The sequence below is a fragment of the Cedecea sp. NFIX57 genome, from assembly GCF_900177785.1.
Taxonomy (GTDB): Bacteria; Pseudomonadota; Gammaproteobacteria; order Enterobacterales; family Enterobacteriaceae; genus Cedecea; species Cedecea neteri_C.
The window spans coordinates 1-21,089 of sequence record NZ_FXAS01000009.1 but is presented as its reverse complement, the minus strand read 5'-3'; the positions used below and the strand labels follow the sequence as shown (position 1 = coordinate 21,089).

Sequence of the window (21,089 nt, the reverse complement as noted above, 5' to 3'; positions counted from 1 at the left end):
TAGCGAGTAGGGAAAAATTGTTTGACTTATAAGTCCCAGAAAGTAATATGTGCGCCACGCAGCGACGAGAAGCTCTTACGAGTAACTCGAAGCACTCGAAAGAGGCGTGTGGTGAGGTGGCCGAGAGGCTGAAGGCGCTCCCCTGCTAAGGGAGTATGCGGTCAAAAGCTGCATCCGGGGTTCGAATCCCCGCCTCACCGCCATTTTGCATCCGTAGCTCAGCTGGATAGAGTACTCGGCTACGAACCGAGCGGTCGGAGGTTCGAATCCTCCCGGATGCACCATCTTCATCAGTGTTGCGGCATGATGAGCGACATTGAATCAGCAGTAAAAGCAGTAATCCCGATGCATCCGTAGCTCAGCTGGATAGAGTACTCGGCTACGAACCGAGCGGTCGGAGGTTCGAATCCTCCCGGATGCACCATCTTCATCAGTGTTGCGGCATGATGAGCGACATTGAGTCAGCAGTAAAGCAGTAATCCCGATGCATCCGTAGCTCAGCTGGATAGAGTACTCGGCTACGAACCGAGCGGTCGGAGGTTCGAATCCTCCCGGATGCACCATATTCTCCTTCAGTACTTCATTTAAATTCCCCTGTTACGAACATCCCGTTTAGCTTTCACTCCGCCTTATTCGCAATACCGCCTCTCCCAGCAGACAGCGACAATTTCAGCCATTTACGCTAAAGTACCCGCTTCGACATTCAGTGAAGTGAGGGTGAGATGTACGATCGCTATGACGGTTTAATCTTTGATATGGACGGCACAATTCTCGATACGGAGCCGACTCACCGTAAAGCCTGGCACGAAACCCTTGGCCGCTATGGCATGAGCTTCGACGAGCAGGCGATGGTTGCCCTGAACGGTGCGCCAAGCTGGAAAATTGCCGCGGCAATTATTGAAAGCCACAATGCCGATCTCGACCCTCACAGCCTGGCGGCTGAAAAAACCGTTGCCGTTCGAGCCATGCTGCTTGATACCGTCCGTCCGCTGCCGCTGATTGAAGTGGTAAAAGCCTGGCATGGCCGCCGCCCGATGTCGGTCGGCACAGGGAGCGAAAGCGATATTGCAGAAGCATTGCTTAAGCATCTTGGTTTGCGTCAGTATTTTGCTGCGGTAGTGGCAGCAGATCATGTTAAACACCATAAGCCAGCACCTGATACCTTCTTACGCTGCGCCGAGCTCATGGGCGTGGCACCGGAAAAATGTGTGGTGTTTGAAGATGCTGATTTTGGTCTTCAGGCGGCGCGCAGTGCGGGAATGGATGTCGTGGACGTGCGCTTACTGTGAGCGACACGCTATCGCTCCTGTCATTGTTCACCAGCAGTTTCCTGAGCGCGACCCTGCTGCCGGGGAGTTCGGAAGCGGTACTTGTGGCGCTTCTGGTTGCCGGTAGCGGTCCGGTATCGGTTCTTGTGATAATAGCAACAATCGGTAATAGCCTTGGCGGTATGACTAACGTTATTCTGGGGCGCTTTTTCCCGCAGCGTATACAATCGCGCTGGCAGGGGAAAGCAACCGACTGGTTGACTCGTTTTGGCCCGGCGACGTTGTTATTGAGCTGGATGCCGCTGATAGGCGATCTGTTGTGCCTGCTGGCCGGGTGGCTACGCCTGAGCTGGGGGCCGGTGGTATTCTTTTTATGCCTTGGTAAAGCGCTACGCTACATCGTTGTCGCGGCTGCAACGGTACAAGGCATGGCGTGGTGGCACTAATTGCGTGGGATGAGTCTTCATCACCGGCGAAAACAATTATGCTTATTAAAATAAATTCGACAGGCGGGAGGTCAATTTGATCCCGGACGTATCACAGGCTTTGGCCTGGCTGGAAAAACACCCTGAAGCAGTAAAAGGCATTTGCCGTGGTCTTGAGCGTGAAACGCTGCGCGTGACGCCAGAAGGCGATTTAGCCACCACCGGGCATCCTGAAAGCCTTGGCTCAGCGTTTACACATAAATGGATTACCACGGACTTCGCCGAAGCCCTCCTGGAATTTATTACCCCGGTTGATGGTGACATTGACCATATGCTGACTTTCCTGCGCGACATTCATCGCCACACGGCGCGTGAACTGGGCGAGGAACGTATGTGGCCGCTGAGTATGCCGTGCTACATCGACGACGGTCAGAACATCGAGCTGGCGCAGTACGGTTCTTCCAATGCGGGGCGCTTTAAAACGCTGTACCGTGAAGGATTGAAAAACCGCTATGGCGCGCTGATGCAGACCATCTCCGGCGTGCATTACAATTTCTCCCTGCCGATGGCTTTCTGGCAGGCAAAATGCGGCGTACAGGATGCAGAAAGCGGCAAAGAGGCGATTTCTGCCGGCTACTTCCGCCTGATCCGCAACTATTATCGCTTTGGTTGGGTTATCCCTTACCTCTTCGGTGCCTCTCCGGCTATCTGCTCTTCATTCCTGCAGGGCAAAGAGAGCGCGTTGCCGTTTGAGAAAACCGAATGCGGCATGTATTACCTGCCGTATGCCACGTCATTGCGCTTGAGTGACCTGGGTTACACCAACAAGTCGCAGAGCAATCTGGGTATTACCTTCAACGATCTGAACACCTATGTCGATGCGCTGAAGCGGGCGATTAAAACCCCGTCAGAAGAGTACGCTGAGATTGGTTTGATGAAGGACGGCAAGCACCTGCAGCTCAACACCAACGTACTGCAAATTGAAAATGAGCTTTATGCGCCGATTCGTCCAAAACGCGTGACGCGTGACGGCGAATCACCGTCGGATGCGCTGCTGCGCGGCGGCATTGAATATATCGAAGTGCGTTCGCTGGATATCAACCCGTTCTCGCCAATCGGCGTGGATGAGCAGCAGGTTCGCTTCCTCGACCTGTTTATGATTTGGTGCGTACTTGCGGATGCGCCAGAGATGAGCAGCGATGAGCTGCTGTGCACCCGTACCAACTGGAACCGCGTGATTCTGGAAGGGCGCAAACCTGGGCTTACCCTGGGTATGGGCTGTGAAACGGCCCAGCACCCGCTGTCAAAAGTAGGCAAAGATCTGTTTACCGATTTACGTCGCGTGGCGGAAACGCTCGACGGCATGACCGACAGCCAGGAATACCAGCAAGTTTGTGACCAACTGGTTGCCAGCTTCGACGATCCGGAGTTAACGTATTCAGCCCGTATTTTGCGTTCTATGATTGATAACGGGATTGGCGGCACGGGCCTTGCGCTGGCTGAACAATACCGTCAAATGTTGATTCAGGAGCCGTTGGAGATTTTAACCGCAGATGCCCTGCAGAAAGAGCATGATGCTTCATGGCAGCGTCAGCGGGATATTGAGGCGGCGGATACGGAGTCGTTCGAGAGCTTTCTGGCGAAGACGGCCTGACAGAAAAGAAAATGGCCACATACTTGTGGCCAAATATTCATCTCTGAATAACAGGGATGATGATAACAAATGCGCGTCTTTCATATACTGAGACTCGCGTGCGTAAAAATAGTTTCAATTATTTTTAAAAAAAAATCATTTTATCGGAGGTGACCAGATGCCGTTGTTGGATAGCTTCACAGTCGACCATACTCGTATGGGTGCGCCTGCAGTCCGTGTAGCCAAAACTATGCACACGCCACACGGTGACACCATTACGGTGTTTGACCTGCGCTTTTGTGTCCCAAACAAGGAAGTGATGCCGGAAAAAGGGATCCATACTCTGGAGCACCTGTTTGCCGGCTTTATGCGTGACCACCTGAACGGGAACGGGGTAGAGATCATCGATATCTCCCCAATGGGCTGCCGTACCGGGTTCTACATGAGCCTGATCGGTGTACCTGCAGAGCAGCGCGTGGCGGATGCCTGGAAAGCGGCGATGCAGGACGTGCTGAAAGTGAAAGAGCAAAACCAGATCCCTGAGCTGAACGTTTACCAGTGTGGGACGTATCAGATGCACTCTCTGCAGGAAGCGCAGGATATCGCGCGCCACATCATCGAGCATGGCGTCAGCGTCAACAGCAATGATGAGCTGGCTCTGCCGAAAGAGAAGCTTCAGGAGCTGCACATCTAGTTTTGTGCACACAGTAAAAAGGAGCCTCCCGGCTCCTTTTTTTATGCCTGCGGTATGCTATCGTCATCTTTTTGCTCACGAAATAAACTATGTCCACCAGCCTGAAGTTCAGTTTTGCCACGCGGCCGCTGGTTCCTTTTGCCCATGATTATACTCATGGCGCCTCGGAGCCCTGGCACAGTCACGACTGCGCACAGCTGCTGCATACCCTGAGCGGCGTCGTGCGCGTCGAAACCGGGCAGGGGATTTGGGTGGTTCCGCCGGGGCGGGGCGTCTGGTTACCCGCTGGCACTCCGCACCGCCTGCAAATCACCGGTCACGTAGCGGCGCGCACTTTGTTTATTGATCCGTTTGCCCGGGCTGACTTACCGTCGGTTTGCCAGGTCGTGCAGATATCCACATTGCTGCGCGAGCTGATTATCTGCTCGCTCCAGTTACCGGAAGCTTACCCGGCGGGAAGTCGGGCAGAGAGAATTTACGAGCTTATCCTCGATGAGATTCGGGGCATCGCCGTGCTGCCGTTTAATCTTCCTGAGCCGCAGTCTCCGGGCTTACTGGCGCTGTGTCGTCAGATTCAGGCAGAGCCCGGTCAACCCTGGACAAACGCGCTGGCCGCTGAACGGCTTAACGTCAGTGAGAGAACGTTGCTGCGCCATTTTCGTCAGCAAACGGGCCTGGCGTTTAGCGAATGGCTGCGCAGGGCAAGGCTGATGGAGGCGCTCGATCGTCTTGCCCAGGGGCAGTCCGTACTGCGCGTTGCGCTGGACCTGGGGTATGAAAACCACAGCGCCTTCAGCGCCATGTTTCGCCGAACGCTCGGCGTTTCACCGAGCGAATACTTCTTTTCTGACTAACCTACCGGCAGCGCGTTTAACAGCGCCTGGAGCGACGCGCGTGAGACATCGTTATCAATGCCGGTTCCCCAGCGGCTTACGCCCTGCCTGAACGTGCAGCGGATATAAGCCGCTGAGCGGCTTTCGCTGTGCCTGCCGAGCGTATGCTCATGATAATCCTCAATAGAAAACGCCAGGTTAAAACGAGATTTCAGGGCATCTGCCGCGGCGGAAAGCAAACCGTTGCCTTTGCCCTGCAGGGCAATCACGCCGTCGTGCGTCTGAACGTTGGCGCACAGCTGGAGCGAGCCATCGGCCTGGCTCTCTGTCCGGTAATCCAGCAACTGGCGCGGGGCGGTTTGATGCGGGCCGTAAAGTGAGCGGAACAGTTGCCACAGCGCGCTCAGCGTCATCTCGTTACCCTCTCTGTCGGTTTGCGCCTGCACATGGCGGCTAAAATCCTGCTGTAAGCCTCGCGGCAGCACCAGGCCGTGGTTTTGCTCCAGCATCCAGGCGGCACCGCTTTTCCCGGACTGGCTGTTGACGCGAATAACCGCTTCATAGCTGCAGCCAATATCGTTCGGGTCAACCGGAAGGTAAGGCATCTCCCACACCGCTGAGCCGGATGCGTCCCGCGCGGTAAAACCTTTCTTAATGGCATCCTGATGCGACCCGGAAAAAGCGGTAAAAGCGAGCTTTCCTGCATAAGGATGGCGAGGATGCACCGGTAACTGATTACATTGTTCGACCAGTTCCACCACCTGCTTCATATCGCTGAAGTCCAGCTGCGGCGAAATCCCCTGGCTATAAAGATTCATCGCCAGCGTGACCAGGCAGACGTTCCCGGTGCGCTCCCCGTTGCCAAACAGGCAGCCTTCCACCCGATCCGCGCCGGCGAGGATGGCGAGTTCAGCGCTGGCCACGCCGCTGCCGCGATCGTTATGCGGATGTACGCTGATGCACACCGCCTCCCGGCGGGAAAAGTGGCGGCAGAAATACTCAATCTGGTCGGCATAGACGTTGGGCGTATTCACCTCCACGGTGGCAGGTAAATTGATAATCATTGGCCGCTCGGGAGACGGCTCCCAGACGTCCGCCACCGCCTCACAAATTTGCAGGGCAAAGTCCGGTTCGGTGAAGCAAAAGGTTTCCGGGGAATATTCATAGCGCCAGCGCGTCTGTGGGTTAGCCTCACACAGCGCCCGTATCTGGCGCGTGGCGGTCACCGCCAGCTGAACGATCTCTGCTTTGCTCTGGCGGAAGACCAGCCTGCGGAACAGCGGGGCCGTGGCGTTGTAAAGATGCACCGTGGCGCTGTGGGCACCTTCCAGTGAGGCAAAGGTGCGTTCAATCAGGTCACTGCGTGCCTGGGTCAGCACCTGAATGGTGACATCTTCAGGAATACGATTTTCTTCAATCAGCTGACGCACAAACTGGAAGTCGGTTTCTGAGGCAGAAGGGAAGGCGACTTCGATCTCTTTGAAGCCGCACTGCAGCAGTAAATCCCAGAAGCGCAGCTTGCGGGCAGCGTCCATCGGTTCAGCCAGTGCCTGATTGCCGTCGCGCAGGTCAGTGGAAAGCCAGCGGGGAGCGTGCGTCAGGGTTTTATCCGGCCACTGGCGATCGGGCAACTGAATTGGCGCATGGGCGAGGTATTTTTGCGATGGGTGGGTCAGCATCAGGTTTCTCCAGGTCATGTGGTCTGTTTATCCTGGCGAATAATCTCTGCCGGGGCTGGCGCAAAGCTGACAACCTGTGTGGCGAAACCGCCAGCTTCAGGCAAAGAAAAAGGAGCCCGAAGGCTCCTTTCGTGAGGAATGTCAGTGCGCGCCACCGCCGCCACCGCCCGCCCCGAAAGGCGGTTTGGCAAACCACACCAGGCCAAGCAGCAGAATAAACACCCCTGCCGAGAACCAGAAAATCTCGTTGGCGGAGATGATCAGCCCCTGGTTGGTGATCTGCTGGGCGATGTAGCCGGAAGCCTGCTGGTGCGACATGCCTAAGCCCTGAAGCTGGTTGTAGGTTTCAACCGAGTTCGGGTTAAACGGCGTGACAGACTCCGTCAGTTGCGCATGGTGCAGCGACTCGCGGTTCGTCCACAGCGTGGTGGTTATCGACGTCCCAATCGACCCCGCCAGCGTACGGGTGAAGTTCGACAGACTCGACGCCGCAGCAAGGCGCTCCGGCGGCAGACCGGACAGGGTAATTGTGGTCAGCGGCATGAAGAAGCACGCCACCGCAAAGCCCTGAATAAACTGCGGCCAGGCCGACGCGGCGAAGTCCATCCCCGGCTCAAAGGTATACGCGCGCCAGTAGAAGCACACCGCATACATAATGAAGCTGAAGGTCACCAGGCGGCGCATATCGAGCTTGTGCGCGAAGCGGCCGATGATCGGCGACAGCAGCACCGGGATGACCCCCACCGGCGCGGACGCAAGCCCGGCCCAGGTCGCGGTGTAACCATACACTTCCTGCAACAGCTGCGGCAGCAGCACAATCGCGCCGAAGTAGAGCATGTAGGCGAGACTGATACACAGGCAGCCGATGGTAAAGTTTCGCGACTTAAACAACGACAAATCGACTATCGGGTTATCGTCGGTCAGCTCCCAGACAATCAGGAAACTGATGGTGACCACCGCAATCACCGTTAACACGATGATCTCCGTCGAATTGAACCAGTCCAACTCTTTACCCCGGTCGAGCATGATCTGCAGGCTACCAATCCCTAACACCAGCAAGGCCAGCCCCACGCCGTCAATACGGCGCTGCTCGGTGCGGGTTTCGCGGCCTCGCAGGGCCTGCAGGCTCATCAGCACCACGACGATACCAATTGGCACGTTGATGAAGAAGATCCAGCCCCAGTGATAGTTGTCGCTGATGTAGCCGCCCAGAATCGGGCCGCAAATTGGCGCCACGATCACCGTCATCGACCACAGCGCCAGCGCAATGCTGCGTTTGGCGGGCGGGTAGTTGCTCAGCAACAGGCTCTGCGACAGCGGGATCAGTGGCCCGGCAACGATCCCCTGGATAACGCGGAAGAAGATCAGCATCGTCAGGCTGTTCGACATGCCGCACGCCCAGGAGGCGATAGCAAACAGCACGGTCGACCACAGGAACAGTCTCACTTCCCCGAAGCGTTTTGCCAGCCAGCCGGTGATTGGGATTGAGATGGCGTTCGCCACCCCAAACGAGGTGATAACCCACGTCCCCTGGCTCAGGGATGAGCCCAGGTTACCGGCAATCGTCGGGATAGCCACGTTAGCGATGGTGGAGTCCAGCACCTGCATAAAGGTCGCCAGCGACAGAGCGATGGTCATAATGACCAGCTGGGCGCCTTCTAGCGGTTTTTGTTGTGCCATACACCCTCCGCTTTATTAACCCGCATTGGCCTGAATAATCTGGTCAATAAGCTGGTTAGCCGGCGTCAGATTCAGCTCACGCGCGTTACTTTCGTAAACCGGCGTGGTGCGGGTCTGAGAGGACAGTACGCTCCCGTCGCGGTTGCTGGTATCCACGTTCACCAGCGTGGACAGGCCGATACGCAGCGGATGCTGTTCAACCTGTCTGGCGTCCAGTTCGATACGCACCGGCAGGCGCTGAACCACTTTGATCCAGTTTCCGGTGGCGTTCTGCGCTGGCAGCAGCGAGAAGGCGCTGCCGGTGCCCATATCCAGGCCGACAACTTTCCCGGTGTACTTCACGTCATCGCCGTAGATATCGCTGACGATGGTGGCCGACTGGCCAATGCGCATATGCGCCAGCTGGGTTTCTTTAAAGTTAGCATCAACCCACATCCCGCTGGCTGGCACAATGGCCATCAGCGCCGTGGACGGGCTAATTTGGGCGCCAACCTGCACGGCACGGCGGGAAACATAGCCGGTCATTGGGCTGACGATGGTGGTACGCTGCAGCGCCATCCAGCTGTTACGCACTTCGGTCGCCGCCTGTTGAACCGCAGGCTGTTCTTCCAGTCTGGTACCGAGAATCATTGCCTGGTTAGCGTTGTATTGCTGCACGGCGACATCCAGTTGAGCCTGAGCGCTGGTGACGGCATCACGGGCGTGCTGCAGTTCTTCGCGGCCAATCAGGTTGGCGCTGCCCAGCGGAATACGGCGGTTCAGGTCGCTTTGCGCCTGCGCCAGAGCCGTTTTCTGCAGTTCGATATTGGCCTGATACTGTTTGCTGTTGATCATCAGCTGGCGAGTCTGCCGCACGCTGGAGGCCAGCTGGGTTTTAGCCTTTTCAAACGCCTGCTCGGCGTCGGCGCGGTCGAGGCTGACCAGCACATCACCCTGTTTGACAAAATCGGTATTGTCTGCCCAGACTTTGGTCACGCTACCGGAGACCTGGGCCATGATCTGCACCTGGTTTCCTGCCACATAAGCATCATCGGTCTCTTCAAAGTGACGCAGCACCAAAAACCAATAGATTCCATATGCCACAGCAATAATGACAAAGAGCAAGGTCAACAAGATCAGAGCACTTTTACGTTTGCCTTTCTTGTTAGCCGGTTGCTGCGGGGCTTGAGTCTCCGCATTTGTGCTCATGCTAATCTCCACCTGTTTATTATTATTTCCGGTCAGCTGAGCCGACCTGTTAGACCTGACAGGCCAGCAAGGAGATTGCTGGCCTGAGAGTAGTTGCGAAATCGGATTGTTGTTGGACGTGCAGACGATGAAAGCTTAGCTCAGCGCTTCAAGGATCACCTTGTCTTCTTCCATCTGGTCGAGGCGGTTGAGCAGCTTACGGGTAATCATTTCCAGCTGCTCTTTTTCGCTGGCGTCAAGCGCGGACCACAGTTGATGCAGGCAGTTATGCTGCGGGGGCAGCACCTGGCGCAGGAATTCGTGACCTTTTTCGGTCAAATGCAGGTGCAGGCAGCGGCGGTCATTGTCGCTTTCACGGCGCTCAATCCAGCCGCGTTTTTCCAGCTCATCCGCTATACGCGTGGCGTTGGTGCGGGATGAGCCCAGCGCACAGCTCAGTTCAGAGGGCTGAATGCTGTGATTTTCCTGGGACTCAAGGGTAATGAGTGCCATGAATAAGGTCTCGTTGATCCCCTGCGCCTTCAGCATCTTATTGCGGTTTTCCAGCAGTTTACCCTGCATGTGCATACAAAGACGCGTCAACAGAACCTCCTGGTACGGGAACTCCTGATAACGTTTGGCGCGGAACTTCAGCATTTGTTCTATGGGCGTGAACGAACTATCCATTTTGGCATAACCTCATTAGTTGCAGCCGATATAGTAACGATGGTGACAAATAAAGTAAATGCATTATTTATACGTTTGTATACGTTTATATACGTTTGGTTGTTGCCACCATCGGCGTAAACCACGCTAAGCCGTAGCCCAGAGCGCTAAGCAGCGTGGGGGAAGAAAATGGGTTTCGAGTGGGGTAACGACGTTTAACGGCAGCGAAGCCGGAGGCTGATGCCTTGAGGACAGAAGAAATGGCGATGGAAAAGCTGCTTTTCAGTCTGACGAACAGTTTCGCCCTGTGGCGATTGTCGGCTGAAACAGTTGCGGGTTTATCCATATAAGGTGTTAATAAATAACCTGCGTTAATGTCACTCGAATTAGTAAACGGGGACAACCTTAACAGACTGTCCCCGCCATTACATCTTCAATTTCCCTTACGGGGAGCGACGATACCGCGCTAATCGGCCTGCCGCTGGTATCCGCGCCACCACACTACCAGATTTAGTAGGGCGACGCTGGCACCGGCAATACACACCCCGTTCCAGCCGGCATGTTGGTAAGCGCTCGCTGAAATCAAAGAGCCTGCCGCGCCGCCGATGAAGTAGCTGGTCATGTACCCGGCTGTCAGTCGGTTACGGGCTTCCGGCATCATGCGGTATATCAAGCTCTGGTTGGTGATGTGGACGCCCTGGACGGTGAGATCCAGCACCAGGATACCCACAATCAGGGCGAGGGCTGAGAACTGACCAAAAGCGATCGCGGCCCAGGAGAGCAGCAACAACAGCAGGCCGATGGTGGTGGTGTGGTGCCCTTTACCCTTATCAACCAGCCCGCCTGCCGGGCGAGCGCCGAGTGCGCCAGCGGCACCTGCAAGGCCGAACAGGCCGATAACCCCTTCGGAATAGTTGAACGGCGGTGAGGCCAGCAGGAACGCCATCGAGGTCCAGAGAATGCTGAAGTTGGCAAAGGTCAGACAGCCCAGCAGGGCGCGGGTGCGCAACAGGCTATTTTTAATAAACAGGCTGAAGATGGAGGTCAACAGCTGCGGATAGTTGAGGTGACTGTCTTGTTTCACCTGTGGCAGCCCGCGCCACAGGGCCAGCGCCATGAGTGCCATCAGCACGCTGGCAACCCAATAAACAGTGCGCCAGCCGCCAAGGCTTGCGAGCAGACCGGCGACGGTACGCGCCAGCAGGATCCCGAGCAGCAGCCCGCTCATAATTGTCCCGACCACTTTCCCGCGCTTTTCCGGTGCCGCGAGCGTCGCGGCAAACGGCACAAGGATCTGCGCCACCACGGAGAAAAGCCCGGTCAGCGCGGTGCCCAGAATCATCATCCACAGGGACTGGCTGGTGGCGGTGATCAGCATCCCACCTGCCGCCAGCAGCGTCATAAAGACGATAAGCCCCCGGCGCTCGAACATATCCCCAAGTGGAACCAGCAGCAACAGCCCTGCCGCATAGCCAAGCTGGGCGGTGGTGACGATAAACCCAGCCTGATTCACCGAGAGCGAAAAGGCGTTTGCGATGGTGTCGAGCAGCGGCTGCGCGTAGTAGTTGCTGGCAACCGCGAGGCCGGTTGCGACGGACATCAGGACGATCAGCGCCGGACTGAGTCCGTGAGTATTGTTTTTCATTATTATCTTCAACTTGCCAAAGAGAGGTTTGAATCATAGCGAAAAACAATGACAGCTGAAGGAGAGGTGGGTGTCGGATCGTGCGGTTATAGACCCTGACGCCCGAAAGCTCAACCTCGCCTGAGTTGGGTCGTAGCCGGGGGGATGAGAGCAGGGGACAAGCTCATCGCGGTGAGCATTAACGCGATGGTGATGTTCAGTGTGGCTGTGGGTTAAAAGCGAGGCTGTCTGTCCCCTCTCCACTTTGGGGAGAGGGGGAGGGGCGTTTATTTCGCCGCCAGTGCCTCTTTCACCCAGTCGTCAAACTGCGCCTGGTGTGCCTTAATCCAGCCGTCCACATGGCCGTTAATGTCTGCCTCAGAAGACTTACCGTTATGCATCATCGCGTTCTGGGCGTTAATGTCCGCCAGCGGCAGCTTCATGATGGCAAACAGCTTCGCCGCCTGCGGGTTCTTCTCGGCCCATGCCTTGTTGGCCACAATGTGCATGGTATTCACCGGGAAGCCGTAGTTCGCGCCGTTAGGCAGTTTGGTATCGATATCTTTCTGCTCACCCGGCAGGGAAGAGAACGGGACCTGCAGCCACACCACGTCTTTACCCGGCTTCAGCACGTCGCTCACCCAGTACGGCGTCCAGGTGTAATACAGCACCGGTTTACCTTCTTTAAAGCGGGCGATGGTGTCAGCCATCATCGCCGAGTAGTTGCCGTGGTTGACGGTCACGGTGTTCGCCAGCTTGTAGGCTTCATTCTGGTGATTAATCACCGCCTCGCAGCCCCAGCCCGGTGTACAACCCATCATGTCGGCTTTGCCGTCGCCGTTGCTGTCGAACAGTCTGGCGATTTTCGGATCCTTAAGTTGCTCGATATTGGTGATGTGGTACTGGTCGGCGGTTTTCTTATCGATAAGGTAGCCCTGAGCCGCGCCGGTCACGAAGGTGCCTTCACGGTAGAATTTCTTGCTCCCGCCCGCGGCGGCGTACATATCATCATGCAGCGGCTGCCAGTTAACGGCGGTAAAGGTGGCGTCGCCGGAAGCGATAGAGGTGTAGCCGACGTTATAGTCCACCTCGCTTGGCTTATTCACGGTGTAGCCCATTTTTTCCAGGGCGCGGCTGACCAGCAGCGTCTGGAAGGTTTCTTCGGCAATGGTGCTCTGTACGGGCTGAACGGTAATGCCTTTGCCCGGCAGGTCCGCGGCAAAAGCGCTGGTGGTAACGAGTGTCGCAAGAGCTGTGGCTAAAATAGCGTTGTGTCGCATCGTTATTCCTTTTTTATGAGGGATGGGGCGAGGGGCGACCGAAGCCGCCGCCTGGCTTATTTCATGAAGGGACGGGTCACAAGACCCAGCGGGCCGGTGGTAAACCAGCGGCGGTTGCCACGGGAGCGGGAGTCGCGTCCAATGGACTGAGTCAGGCGGTCGAGAATAATGGCCAGGATCACGATCCCTACGCCCCCGACCGTAGCCAGACCCATATCGAGGCGGCCAATGCCGCGCAGAACCATCTGGCCGAGTCCACCGACGGCAATCATCGACGCGATAACCACCATCGACAGCGCCAGCATCAGCGTCTGGTTAACGCCGGCCATAATGGTTGGCATCGCCAGCGGGAGCTGCACTTTGAACAACATCTGGCGCGGACTGGCGCCGAATGAGCGTGCCGCCTCGACCAAATCTTCCGGCACCTGTTTAATGCCCAGAATCGTCAGGCGTACAATCGGTGGCAGGGCAAAGATAATGGTCACCACCACGCCTGGCACGTTGCCGATACCGAACAACATCACGATAGGCACCAGGTAAACAAACGCCGGCGTGGTTTGCATGGCATCCAGCAAGGGGCGAACGATTTTTGCCGCACGTTCGCTGCGCGCCAGCCAAATCCCGAGAGGCAGGCCGAGGACCATACAAAACAGCAGCGCCGTCAACACCAGTGCCAGGGTGACCATCGCCTGCGACCAGGCGCCAATCGCCCCAATGGCGACCAGCGAGACTAGCGTGGCGACGCCCATTCCGAGGCTGGACATTTGCCAGGCAATCAGCGCAAAGACAATAATCGCGACTGGCGCGGGCATCCCTAAAAGCAGCTGCTGGAAGCCGCTGAGAATATAATCCACCGGCACGCGAATGCCCTGGAACACCGGACGGAAATGGGTCACCACCCAGTCGATCCCCTCCGTCACCCAGCTGTCCAGAGGGATCAGCGTTTTATGGAACGGATCCAGAATACTGAAATGCTCAGGCGCGGCTGCCGGGGTCGAATTCAGCCAGTCAGCGCCCCCGCTGGTGGCCGCATCCGACGCCGGAGCGCCCCATGCGTCTGCAGAACTGGCTGCCTGACTGGTTGCGGCATCGGTTGCCGCGCTGCCGGTATCCCACGGATTAATTGCGTCACTCATTGACTTGCCCCCTCACGATCTAATGCCTGCAGCAGCACCCCTTTCGAGATGATGCCCACGTACTGCCCCTCTTCACTGACCACCGGCACCGCGCACGGAGCCTGGCCGACATGAGAGAGCAGATCGCTCAGCGAGGTTTCGGCAGAGACCGCCTCCGGGGAGGTCAGGAACGCATTGTCCAGACCTTCGCCCGCCGCCAGTGCCGTTTTCAGCGAATCGGTGGAGACAATACCGAGGAATTTCTGCCCACGCTCAATGACATAGCCAAATTCGCGGTCGTCATCCTGCAGCAGTTTCAAGGCCGAGCGAGGGCCAAAGCCGCTGGTTTTACGCAGCAGGCCCGCCGGACTACGGCGGGCGATATCTTTGGCGCTAAAGACCTGGCTGATGTCCACGCCGCGGAAGAAGGTGCGTACGTAATCGTTAGCCGGATTATTCAGGATTTCATCCGGCGTACCGACCTGCACCACTTCACCGCCCTGCATAATGGCAATGCGATCGCCAATACGCATGGCTTCGTCGAGATCGTGGGAAATAAACACGATGGTGCGCTGATGTTTTGCCTGCAGCTTAATTAATTCGTCCTGCATCTCGGTCCGAATTAAGGGGTCAAGCGCGGAGAATGCTTCATCCATAAGTAATATGTCTGGATTAATGGCCAGCGCGCGGGCTAAACCTACGCGCTGACGCATCCCGCCTGACAATTCATCGGGATAAGCATGGGCATAATTCTCAAGCCCGACCTGACGCAGCGCATCCCGCGCTTTTTCATGCCGTTCTTTGACCGGAATTCCCGCAAGCTCCATGCCGAACGCGGCATTATTTAACACCGTCATATGCGGCATTAAAGCAAAGGACTGGAAGACCATTGCGATCTTTTTTTTGCGCACCTCGCGGAGTTCTGATTCCGATATTTTGGCAATATCAATGCCGTCAATCAGCACCTGTCCACGGGTGGGTTCAATCAGGCGATTGAGAAGGCGAACCATGGTAGATTTTCCTGAGCCGGATAACCCCATGATGACAAAAATCTCGCCTTCTTCAATGGCCAGACTGGCGTCTTTTACGCCAAGCGACAGACCCGTTTTTTCCAGTAATTCACTCTTGGAAATGCCCTTTTCAATGTATTTGAACGCACGCTGCGGATGTTCGCCAAATACTTTATATAAATTCTTCACTTCTAATTTAATTGCCATGCAATAAACAGTTTCCTGTATTTAATTTATTTATAGGTGATTCCTGGTGGAAATATTGACCGGTATATACCCTAACATACTAAGAATCTGAGGCAACCCTCGATTCTGTGATGTCAAAATATCCGCGTGATGAAAGTGGGTGAAATTCCCCATGAGCACTGGTCTGAGCGTGAATTAATGCAGTGGAATATTTTTTGTCAATGAAGTGAATATTCAGCCTGAATCTGGGGGATTCAGGCTGAAATGACAGGCATATTACGGTTGTGCAATTAAATTAATAACGGCAGTTTTATTCCTGTTAAGCAGCCATTTGGCTTTGTCTTTAAATGTATTATTTTCCCGCCAGGCATGTGCGGCGGTAACAATATTCTCCAGGGCTTCATCGGGCTTGAACGGCTCCATATTGGGGTAGGGCCACGGCGTTTGGCTATCGACAAACTGGGCGATATACAGGTAGCCATTTTGCAGGCTGTGTTCACCGCTTTTGGCTTGCCAGACGTTGACCCCAACTTTTTCACCCAACAGCCCTAACGGGTTCCAGGCATCCAGAATAAAGTTGCTGTAATGCCAGGATCTCGTGCGCTCAATTTCGGTCACCGGCACACCTTTGGCGTCAAACTGTACCGGGATACGCTGGGTGGCAGAAATCAAACGCTGTCTGGCCGCCTCTTTATCCCCCAACCACAGGGCAATCGCGGCCGCCTGAACGTCATACCAGGTGCCATGGTTATTTTCAGCCGCGGCCTCTTTTTTGCCGTTTTCGCTGGTGGTCAGCCACTGGTAATAATCCCGATACCACTGCCTGAGCGAGCGCCAGGTTTTATCATCCAGCTTGCCGCCGTCGTGCAGCAATTCAATGGCGTCGATCAGCCGCACAAAGCCGCGTCCATCGAGGATACCGGTGCCGCGCACGCCTTTTCGTCCGGGAATAGTTTGGGCGTAGGCGAGATTCGGCGTCATCCGGGTTTCCGGCGTGATAAACCAGTTCACCAGCTGCTGGCGGGCTTTATCCGCGTAGGCATCTTTGCCGGAAAGTTGCCAGGCCAGCGCCAGATTCCATACGTCATCTGTCATGCTGTTCAGGCGGGCTTTGTCACTTTGTTTGCCGACGGCGGCGGGATTGATCTGGCCATCTTTTCGCACCCACGGCAGGCCATCGGGGCTTTTAGGATCAGGCCACCAGTAGTCAGAAAAGCTGTAATAATCGTGGGGATCGCCTGCCGGCGCACCGGGGCTTTTTTGGGTGATGCTGTAGAGTGGATGAATCAGCGCCTGATCGGCCTTATGCTTGAGGGCTTGCCAGGCGGGCATGAGCGCCGGATTTTGCTGGGTAATCTCTTGCTTACTGTGCGCCAGCTGTGCCGTGTCCAGCAGCAGTGGGGCGCCAAAGGCTAACGGTGCGCTGCCGCAAAGCAGCGCTAAAACAGAACAACGAAATAACGACATAGGCCACCTCGCAACATGCTCAGCGGCCAGATTACTAGAAATTCCAGTCCTCGTCCTCGGTTTCTACCGCCTTGCCCATCACGTAAGAGGAGCCTGAACCGGAGAAGAAATCGTGGTTCTCATCGGCATTGGGGGACAGCGCGGCGAGAATCGCCGGGTTAACGTCCGCCATCTCCGTCGGGAACAGCGCCTGGTAGCCCAGGTTCATCAGCGCTTTATTGGCGTTGTAGCTCAGAAACGCTTTCACTTCGTCTTCCCAGCCCAGTTCACGGTAAAGCGTTTCGCTATACGCCAGCTCGTTATCATAGAGATCCATCAGCAGATCGAGGGCAAAGTTTTGTAGCTCGGTCTGGCGTTCAGGACTCTGCTGCGCCAGCGCTTTCTGATATTTGTAGCCGATGTAATAGCCGTGCACCGCCTCATCGCGAATGATCAGCCGGATGAGATCGGCGGTGTTGGTCAGCTTGCCGCGGCTGGAGTAATACATCGGTAGCCAGAAGCCAGAGTAAAACAGGAAGGACTCAAGGAACACGCTGGCAATTTTCTTCTTCAACGGGTCGCTGTCCCGGTAATGGCCAAGAATAATCGAGGCTTTACGCTGCAGGGCTTCGTTCTGCTCGCTCCAGTCGTAGGCGGCGTCCACGTCTTTGGTCTGGCAGAGCGTGGAAAATATCGAGCTGTAGGAACGGGCGTGTACCGCTTCCATAAAGCTGATATTCGACATCACCGCTTCTTCGTGTGGCGTCAGCGAATCGGCCATCAGCGCCGGGGCACCCACGGTATTCTGAATGGTGTCCAGCAGTGTCAGCCCGGTAAACACGCGGATAACGAGCTGCTGCTCCTGCTCGCTGAGCGATTGCCAGGCCGGCATGTCATTAGAGAGCGGGACCTTCTCCGGCAGCCAGAAGTTACTGGTCAGGCGGTTCCAGACCTCGAGGTCTTTATCGTCCTCGATTTTGTTCCAGTTGATGGCGCTTACGCGCGTCAGTTGCGTCATTTTCTTTCCTTGTGCTTTCGCGTTATAGCGCGCAGGACACGCAGCCCTGCACCTCGGTGCCTTCCAGCGCCAGCTGCCGCAGACGAATGTAGTAGAGCGTTTTAATGCCTTTCTTCCAGGCATAAATCTGCGCTTTATTAATGTCGCGGGTGGTGGCGGTATCACGGAAGAACAGCGTCAGCGAAAGCCCCTGGTCAACGTGTCGGGTGGCCTCGGCGTAGGTGTCGATGATCTTTTCCGGGCCGATATCGTAGGCGTCCTGGTAAAACTCAAGATTGTCGTTGGTCATAAACGGGGCAGGGTAATACACACGCCCCGTTTTGCCCTCTTTACGGATCTCAATCCGGGAGACAATCGGGTGGATGCTCGAGGTCGCGTGATTGATGTAAGAGATCGATCCCGTCGGTGGGATAGCCTGCAGATTCTGGTTATACAGGCCATATTTGCGCACGTCGTCGCATAGCTGCTGCCACTGTTCGCGGGTTGGAATCGCAATCCCCGCTTTGGCAAACAGCGCCCGCACTTTCTCCGTTTTGGGCTCCCAGGTCTGCTCCAGGTACTGGCAGAAGTATTCGCCGCTGGCGTAGCGAGACTGTTCAAAACCGGCAAAACGCTGCTGCCGCTCGCGGGCTAACGCACTGGAAGCGCGAAGCGCGTGCCAGGTGATGGTGTAGAAATACATATTGGTGAAATCCAGCCCTTCCGCTGAGCCGTAGGCAATGCCCTCGCGCGCCAGGTAGCCGTGCAGGTTCATTTGCCCGAGGCCAATGGCGTGGGAGGCGGCATTTCCGGCTTCGACCGACGGCACCGAGCGAATATGGCTCATATCAGACACCGCCGTCAGGCCGCGAATGGCGGTCTCCACGGTGCGGCCAAAATCCGCAGAATCCATGGTATGGGCGATGTTCAGTGAGCCAAGGTTGCAGGAGATGTCTTTGCCCGTTTGGGCGTAATCCAGGTTTTCATCGTAGGTCGATGCGCTGTTCACCTGCAAAATTTCCGAGCAGAGGTTGCTCATGTTGATACGCCCGGCAATCGGGTTGGCGCGGTTAACCGTGTCTTCAAACATGATGTACGGGTAGCCGGACTCAAACTGGATCTCCGCCAGCGTCTGGAAGAAGTCGCGGGCATTAATCCAGCTTTTGCGAATGCGCTCGTCGTCCACCATTTGCTGATAAAGATCGTTGACGCTGATGTCGCCAAACGGCTTGCCGTAGATTCTCTCCACGTCGTAAGGCGAAAACAGCGCCATCTGCTGATTGGTTTTGGCGAGCTGGAAGGTAATGTCCGGAATAGTCACCCCGAGCGACAGCGTTTTAATGCGGATCTTCTCGTCGGCATTTTCCCGCTTGGTATCGAGGAAGCGCAGGATATCCGGGTGGTGTGCATTAAGGTAAACCGCTCCCGCGCCCTGGCGTGCGCCAAGCTGGTTGGCGTAGGAAAACGCGTCTTCCAGCATCTTCATGACCGGGATCACCCCTGAAGACTGGTTTTCAATGCGTTTGATGGGCGCCCCGGCTTCACGCAGGTTCGAAAGCAGGAAGGCAACGCCACCGCCACGCTTGGAAAGCTGGAGTGCCGAGTTAACCGCGCGGCCAATCGACTCCATATTGTCCTCAATTCGCAGCAGGAAGCAGGAAACCAGTTCTCCCCGTTGCTTCTTACCGCAGTTGAGGAACGTTGGCGTGGCGGGCTGGAAACGGCCGCTGAGCATCTCTTCCATCAGGCGTGTGGCAAGCGGCTCATCTCCCTGTGCCAGGGTGAGCGCCACCATGCAAACGCGGTCCGGGAAATGTTCCAGATACTGCCTCCCGTCCCAGGTTTTCAGGGTGTAGCTGGTGTAATACTTCCAGGCCCCTAAAAAGGTCTGGAACTGGAAGCCGCTGCCGTGGGCTCTGTCGAACAGTTCAAGGATAAACGGGCGTGAATAGCGAGTTAGCACGGCATCGTCGTAATAGTGTTCTGCCACCAGATAGTCCAGCTTCGCCTGCAGGCTGGGGAAGCTGACGGTGTTCGGCAAGACGTGCTGCGAAAAGAAGCTTTCTACGGCCTGTTTGTCTTTATCAAACTGGATGTTTCCCTCTTTGTCATAGAGGTTGAGCATGGCGTTGAGCGCGTGGTAATCCACGCTTTCCGTCGCTAAACGGACTGCTTCTGTCGTTGCCAAAATTCGCTTACTCCCTTACGCACGTTGTCGATGTCTTGTGGGGTGCCCAGTAGCTCAAAACGGTAGAGATAAGGCACCTGGCATTTTTGTGAAATGACGTCCCCGGCCCGGCAAAATCCTTCGCCAAAGCTGCGGTTGCCGCTGGCGATCACGCCGCGTATCAGCGCGCGATTGTTCGGGTTGTTCAGAAAGCGGATCACCTGCGGCGGTACCGCCCCGGCAATGCCGCCGCCACCATAGCTGGGCACGATTAAAATGTAGGGTTCCGTCACTTCCAGGCGCGCTTTTACCTCCAGGGGAATGCGTAAGGCGGGCAGTCCCAGGCGTTCGATAAAACGCAGGGTGTTTTCCGACTCGCTGGAGAAGTAGACGAGGGTGCTCATACGCTGGCGGCAACGCAGAGACGATTGATCATATCCGGGCGAAAACCACTCCAGCTTTCGGCTTCTGTTACCACCACCGGCAGCTGGCGGAAGCCCTGGGCTCTCAGGTCGTCAGCCGCCTCCGGACACTGATCGAGATTAATCATTTCGAAGGCAAAACCCCGGCTCTCCATCGCCCGTTTTGTAGCATGGCACTGAACACAATCATCTTTAGTGTAAATAGTAATGCGCATGATTCGTATTTCCCTTTAGAATAATGGAACGCCGCATAAAGTGGACAGCGGGTGGTGTGTTCTTACTGAAAGAAATACTAGATGTTGATTTTAATTTTTGCAACCACGCAAGATATAGTATTTTTGTGATTTTTTGTAGGGGGTTGAAAAGTGTAGGGGAAGGGGGATCTGATTCGGCACAAAGTGCCTTCATCTGTGAAAGAACGGTTGAGATTCCGTTCACTCGTTAATCAGTATCACATGGTGGACATGCCAAAGAGATTACGCCATTCCGCTGATAGCCCCTCCCCCTCTCCCTGTCAGGGAGAGGGGGAAAAACCAGAAGCACTGCTGCGGTTTAAGCCTGTGCAGGACATACATTGAGCCGTGCACGGCCTTTGTGGTGGCTTATAAAGCAGCCCTGGAACAGAACGAAACATGCTCCAGGCCACACAGAACGTGTTTATGTCTAAAAGACAAACCCTCGCTTACCCGGTGTGCCTTATATCCCCGTCCTTCAGGGCGGGGATATAAGGCACGGTTTTCCACCTAACCTGGTGTTTGCTGTTGCTCAATATATTGCCGGATGATCGAAATCGGCGA

The 21,089-nt window shown here is 55.8% G+C and carries 18 protein-coding genes, 4 tRNA genes and 1 pseudogene; 9 read left to right on the top strand and 14 right to left on the bottom strand.

Annotation, left to right across the window (positions count from 1 at the left end; translation table 11 throughout):
• The first annotated feature begins 110 nt into the window (after positions 1-110).
• The 9 genes from B9Y90_RS09395 (at position 111) to B9Y90_RS09355 (ending at position 4,874) form a co-directional block, all read left to right on the top strand.
• Positions 111-203 (top strand) — tRNA-Ser (locus tag B9Y90_RS09395).
• 4 nt (positions 204-207) lie between these two features.
• Positions 208-284 (top strand) — tRNA-Arg (locus B9Y90_RS09390).
• Between the two features lie 63 nt (positions 285-347).
• Positions 348-424, top strand: a tRNA-Arg gene (locus B9Y90_RS09385).
• Positions 425-486: 62 nt separating this feature from the next.
• Positions 487-563, top strand: a tRNA-Arg gene (locus B9Y90_RS09380).
• A 159-nt stretch (positions 564-722) separates the two neighbouring features.
• On the top strand, positions 723-1,289 hold the full coding sequence (yqaB, locus tag B9Y90_RS09375) for a fructose-1-phosphate/6-phosphogluconate phosphatase (RefSeq protein ID WP_039297558.1): 567 nt from the start codon (positions 723-725) through the stop codon (positions 1,287-1,289).
• Positions 1,286-1,714, top strand: a complete 429-nt coding sequence (locus B9Y90_RS09370) for a YqaA family protein (RefSeq protein ID WP_085541065.1) — start codon at positions 1,286-1,288, stop codon at positions 1,712-1,714. The genes yqaB and B9Y90_RS09370 overlap by 4 nt, the downstream gene beginning before the upstream one ends.
• Before the next feature lie 76 nt (positions 1,715-1,790).
• Positions 1,791-3,347 carry a glutamate--cysteine ligase gene (gene gshA, locus B9Y90_RS09365; RefSeq protein WP_085541064.1) on the top strand — a complete coding sequence of 519 codons (1,557 nt, stop codon included), beginning with the start codon at positions 1,791-1,793 and terminating at the stop codon, positions 3,345-3,347.
• 157 nt (positions 3,348-3,504) lie between these two features.
• Positions 3,505-4,020, top strand: a complete 516-nt coding sequence (gene luxS, locus B9Y90_RS09360) for an S-ribosylhomocysteine lyase (RefSeq protein WP_008458247.1) — start codon at positions 3,505-3,507, stop codon at positions 4,018-4,020.
• Positions 4,021-4,109: 89 nt separating this feature from the next.
• Complete coding sequence (locus tag B9Y90_RS09355; RefSeq protein WP_085541063.1) at positions 4,110-4,874, top strand: AraC family transcriptional regulator; 765 nt, start codon at positions 4,110-4,112, stop codon at positions 4,872-4,874.
• On the opposite strand, the gene leuA is transcribed toward B9Y90_RS09355, so the two are convergent.
• From leuA to B9Y90_RS27280, 14 genes and pseudogenes are all read right to left on the bottom strand, one after another.
• Positions 4,871-6,532, bottom strand: coding sequence for a 2-isopropylmalate synthase (leuA, locus tag B9Y90_RS09350; protein ID WP_085541162.1), 1,662 nt, complete (start codon positions 6,530-6,532; stop codon positions 4,871-4,873). The genes B9Y90_RS09355 and leuA overlap by 4 nt on opposite strands.
• A gap of 141 nt (positions 6,533-6,673) precedes the next feature.
• Positions 6,674-8,212, bottom strand: a complete 1,539-nt coding sequence (gene emrB / locus B9Y90_RS09345; RefSeq protein WP_085541062.1) for a multidrug efflux MFS transporter permease subunit EmrB — start codon at positions 8,210-8,212, stop codon at positions 6,674-6,676.
• Between the two features lie 15 nt (positions 8,213-8,227).
• Entirely contained in the window at positions 8,228-9,400 is a 1,173-nt protein-coding gene (gene emrA, locus B9Y90_RS09340; protein WP_085541061.1) for a multidrug efflux MFS transporter periplasmic adaptor subunit EmrA, read from the bottom strand.
• A 135-nt stretch (positions 9,401-9,535) separates the two neighbouring features.
• Positions 9,536-10,066 carry a transcriptional repressor MprA gene (gene mprA, locus B9Y90_RS09335; protein WP_039287045.1) on the bottom strand — a complete coding sequence of 177 codons (531 nt, stop codon included), beginning with the start codon at positions 10,064-10,066 and terminating at the stop codon, positions 9,536-9,538.
• A 445-nt stretch (positions 10,067-10,511) separates the two neighbouring features.
• Positions 10,512-11,690, bottom strand: coding sequence for an MFS transporter (locus B9Y90_RS09330; protein ID WP_008458239.1), 1,179 nt, complete (start codon positions 11,688-11,690; stop codon positions 10,512-10,514).
• Between the two features lie 266 nt (positions 11,691-11,956).
• Entirely contained in the window at positions 11,957-12,949 is a 993-nt protein-coding gene (gene proX, locus B9Y90_RS09325) for a glycine betaine/L-proline ABC transporter substrate-binding protein ProX (protein WP_085541060.1), read from the bottom strand.
• 56 nt (positions 12,950-13,005) lie between these two features.
• Positions 13,006-14,085 (bottom strand): glycine betaine/L-proline ABC transporter permease ProW, encoded by a 1,080-nt coding sequence (gene proW / locus B9Y90_RS09320; RefSeq protein WP_085541059.1) that lies wholly within the window; start codon positions 14,083-14,085, stop codon positions 13,006-13,008.
• Positions 14,082-15,281, bottom strand: coding sequence for a glycine betaine/L-proline ABC transporter ATP-binding protein ProV (gene proV / locus B9Y90_RS09315; protein ID WP_085541058.1), 1,200 nt, complete (start codon positions 15,279-15,281; stop codon positions 14,082-14,084). The genes proW and proV overlap by 4 nt, the downstream gene beginning before the upstream one ends.
• A 255-nt stretch (positions 15,282-15,536) precedes the next feature.
• On the bottom strand, positions 15,537-16,727 hold the full coding sequence (locus tag B9Y90_RS09310) for an alginate lyase family protein (protein WP_085541057.1): 1,191 nt from the start codon (positions 16,725-16,727) through the stop codon (positions 15,537-15,539).
• 34 nt (positions 16,728-16,761) lie between these two features.
• The gene (nrdF, locus tag B9Y90_RS09305; protein WP_085541056.1) at positions 16,762-17,724 is read right to left on the bottom strand and encodes a class 1b ribonucleoside-diphosphate reductase subunit beta; all 963 of its coding nucleotides are present in this window, start codon (positions 17,722-17,724) and stop codon (positions 16,762-16,764) included.
• A 22-nt stretch (positions 17,725-17,746) separates the two neighbouring features.
• Positions 17,747-19,891 carry a class 1b ribonucleoside-diphosphate reductase subunit alpha gene (nrdE, locus tag B9Y90_RS09300; protein WP_085541055.1) on the bottom strand — a complete coding sequence of 715 codons (2,145 nt, stop codon included), beginning with the start codon at positions 19,889-19,891 and terminating at the stop codon, positions 17,747-17,749.
• On the bottom strand, positions 19,864-20,274 hold the full coding sequence (gene nrdI, locus B9Y90_RS09295; RefSeq protein WP_008458227.1) for a class Ib ribonucleoside-diphosphate reductase assembly flavoprotein NrdI: 411 nt from the start codon (positions 20,272-20,274) through the stop codon (positions 19,864-19,866). The genes nrdE and nrdI overlap by 28 nt, the downstream gene beginning before the upstream one ends.
• Complete coding sequence (nrdH, locus tag B9Y90_RS09290; protein ID WP_039287022.1) at positions 20,271-20,507, bottom strand: glutaredoxin-like protein NrdH; 237 nt, start codon at positions 20,505-20,507, stop codon at positions 20,271-20,273. Before nrdH ends, nrdI begins: the two co-directional genes overlap by 4 nt.
• Before the next feature lie 387 nt (positions 20,508-20,894).
• Positions 20,895-21,089, bottom strand: a pseudogene (locus tag B9Y90_RS27280) (hypothetical protein); the annotation flags it as partial.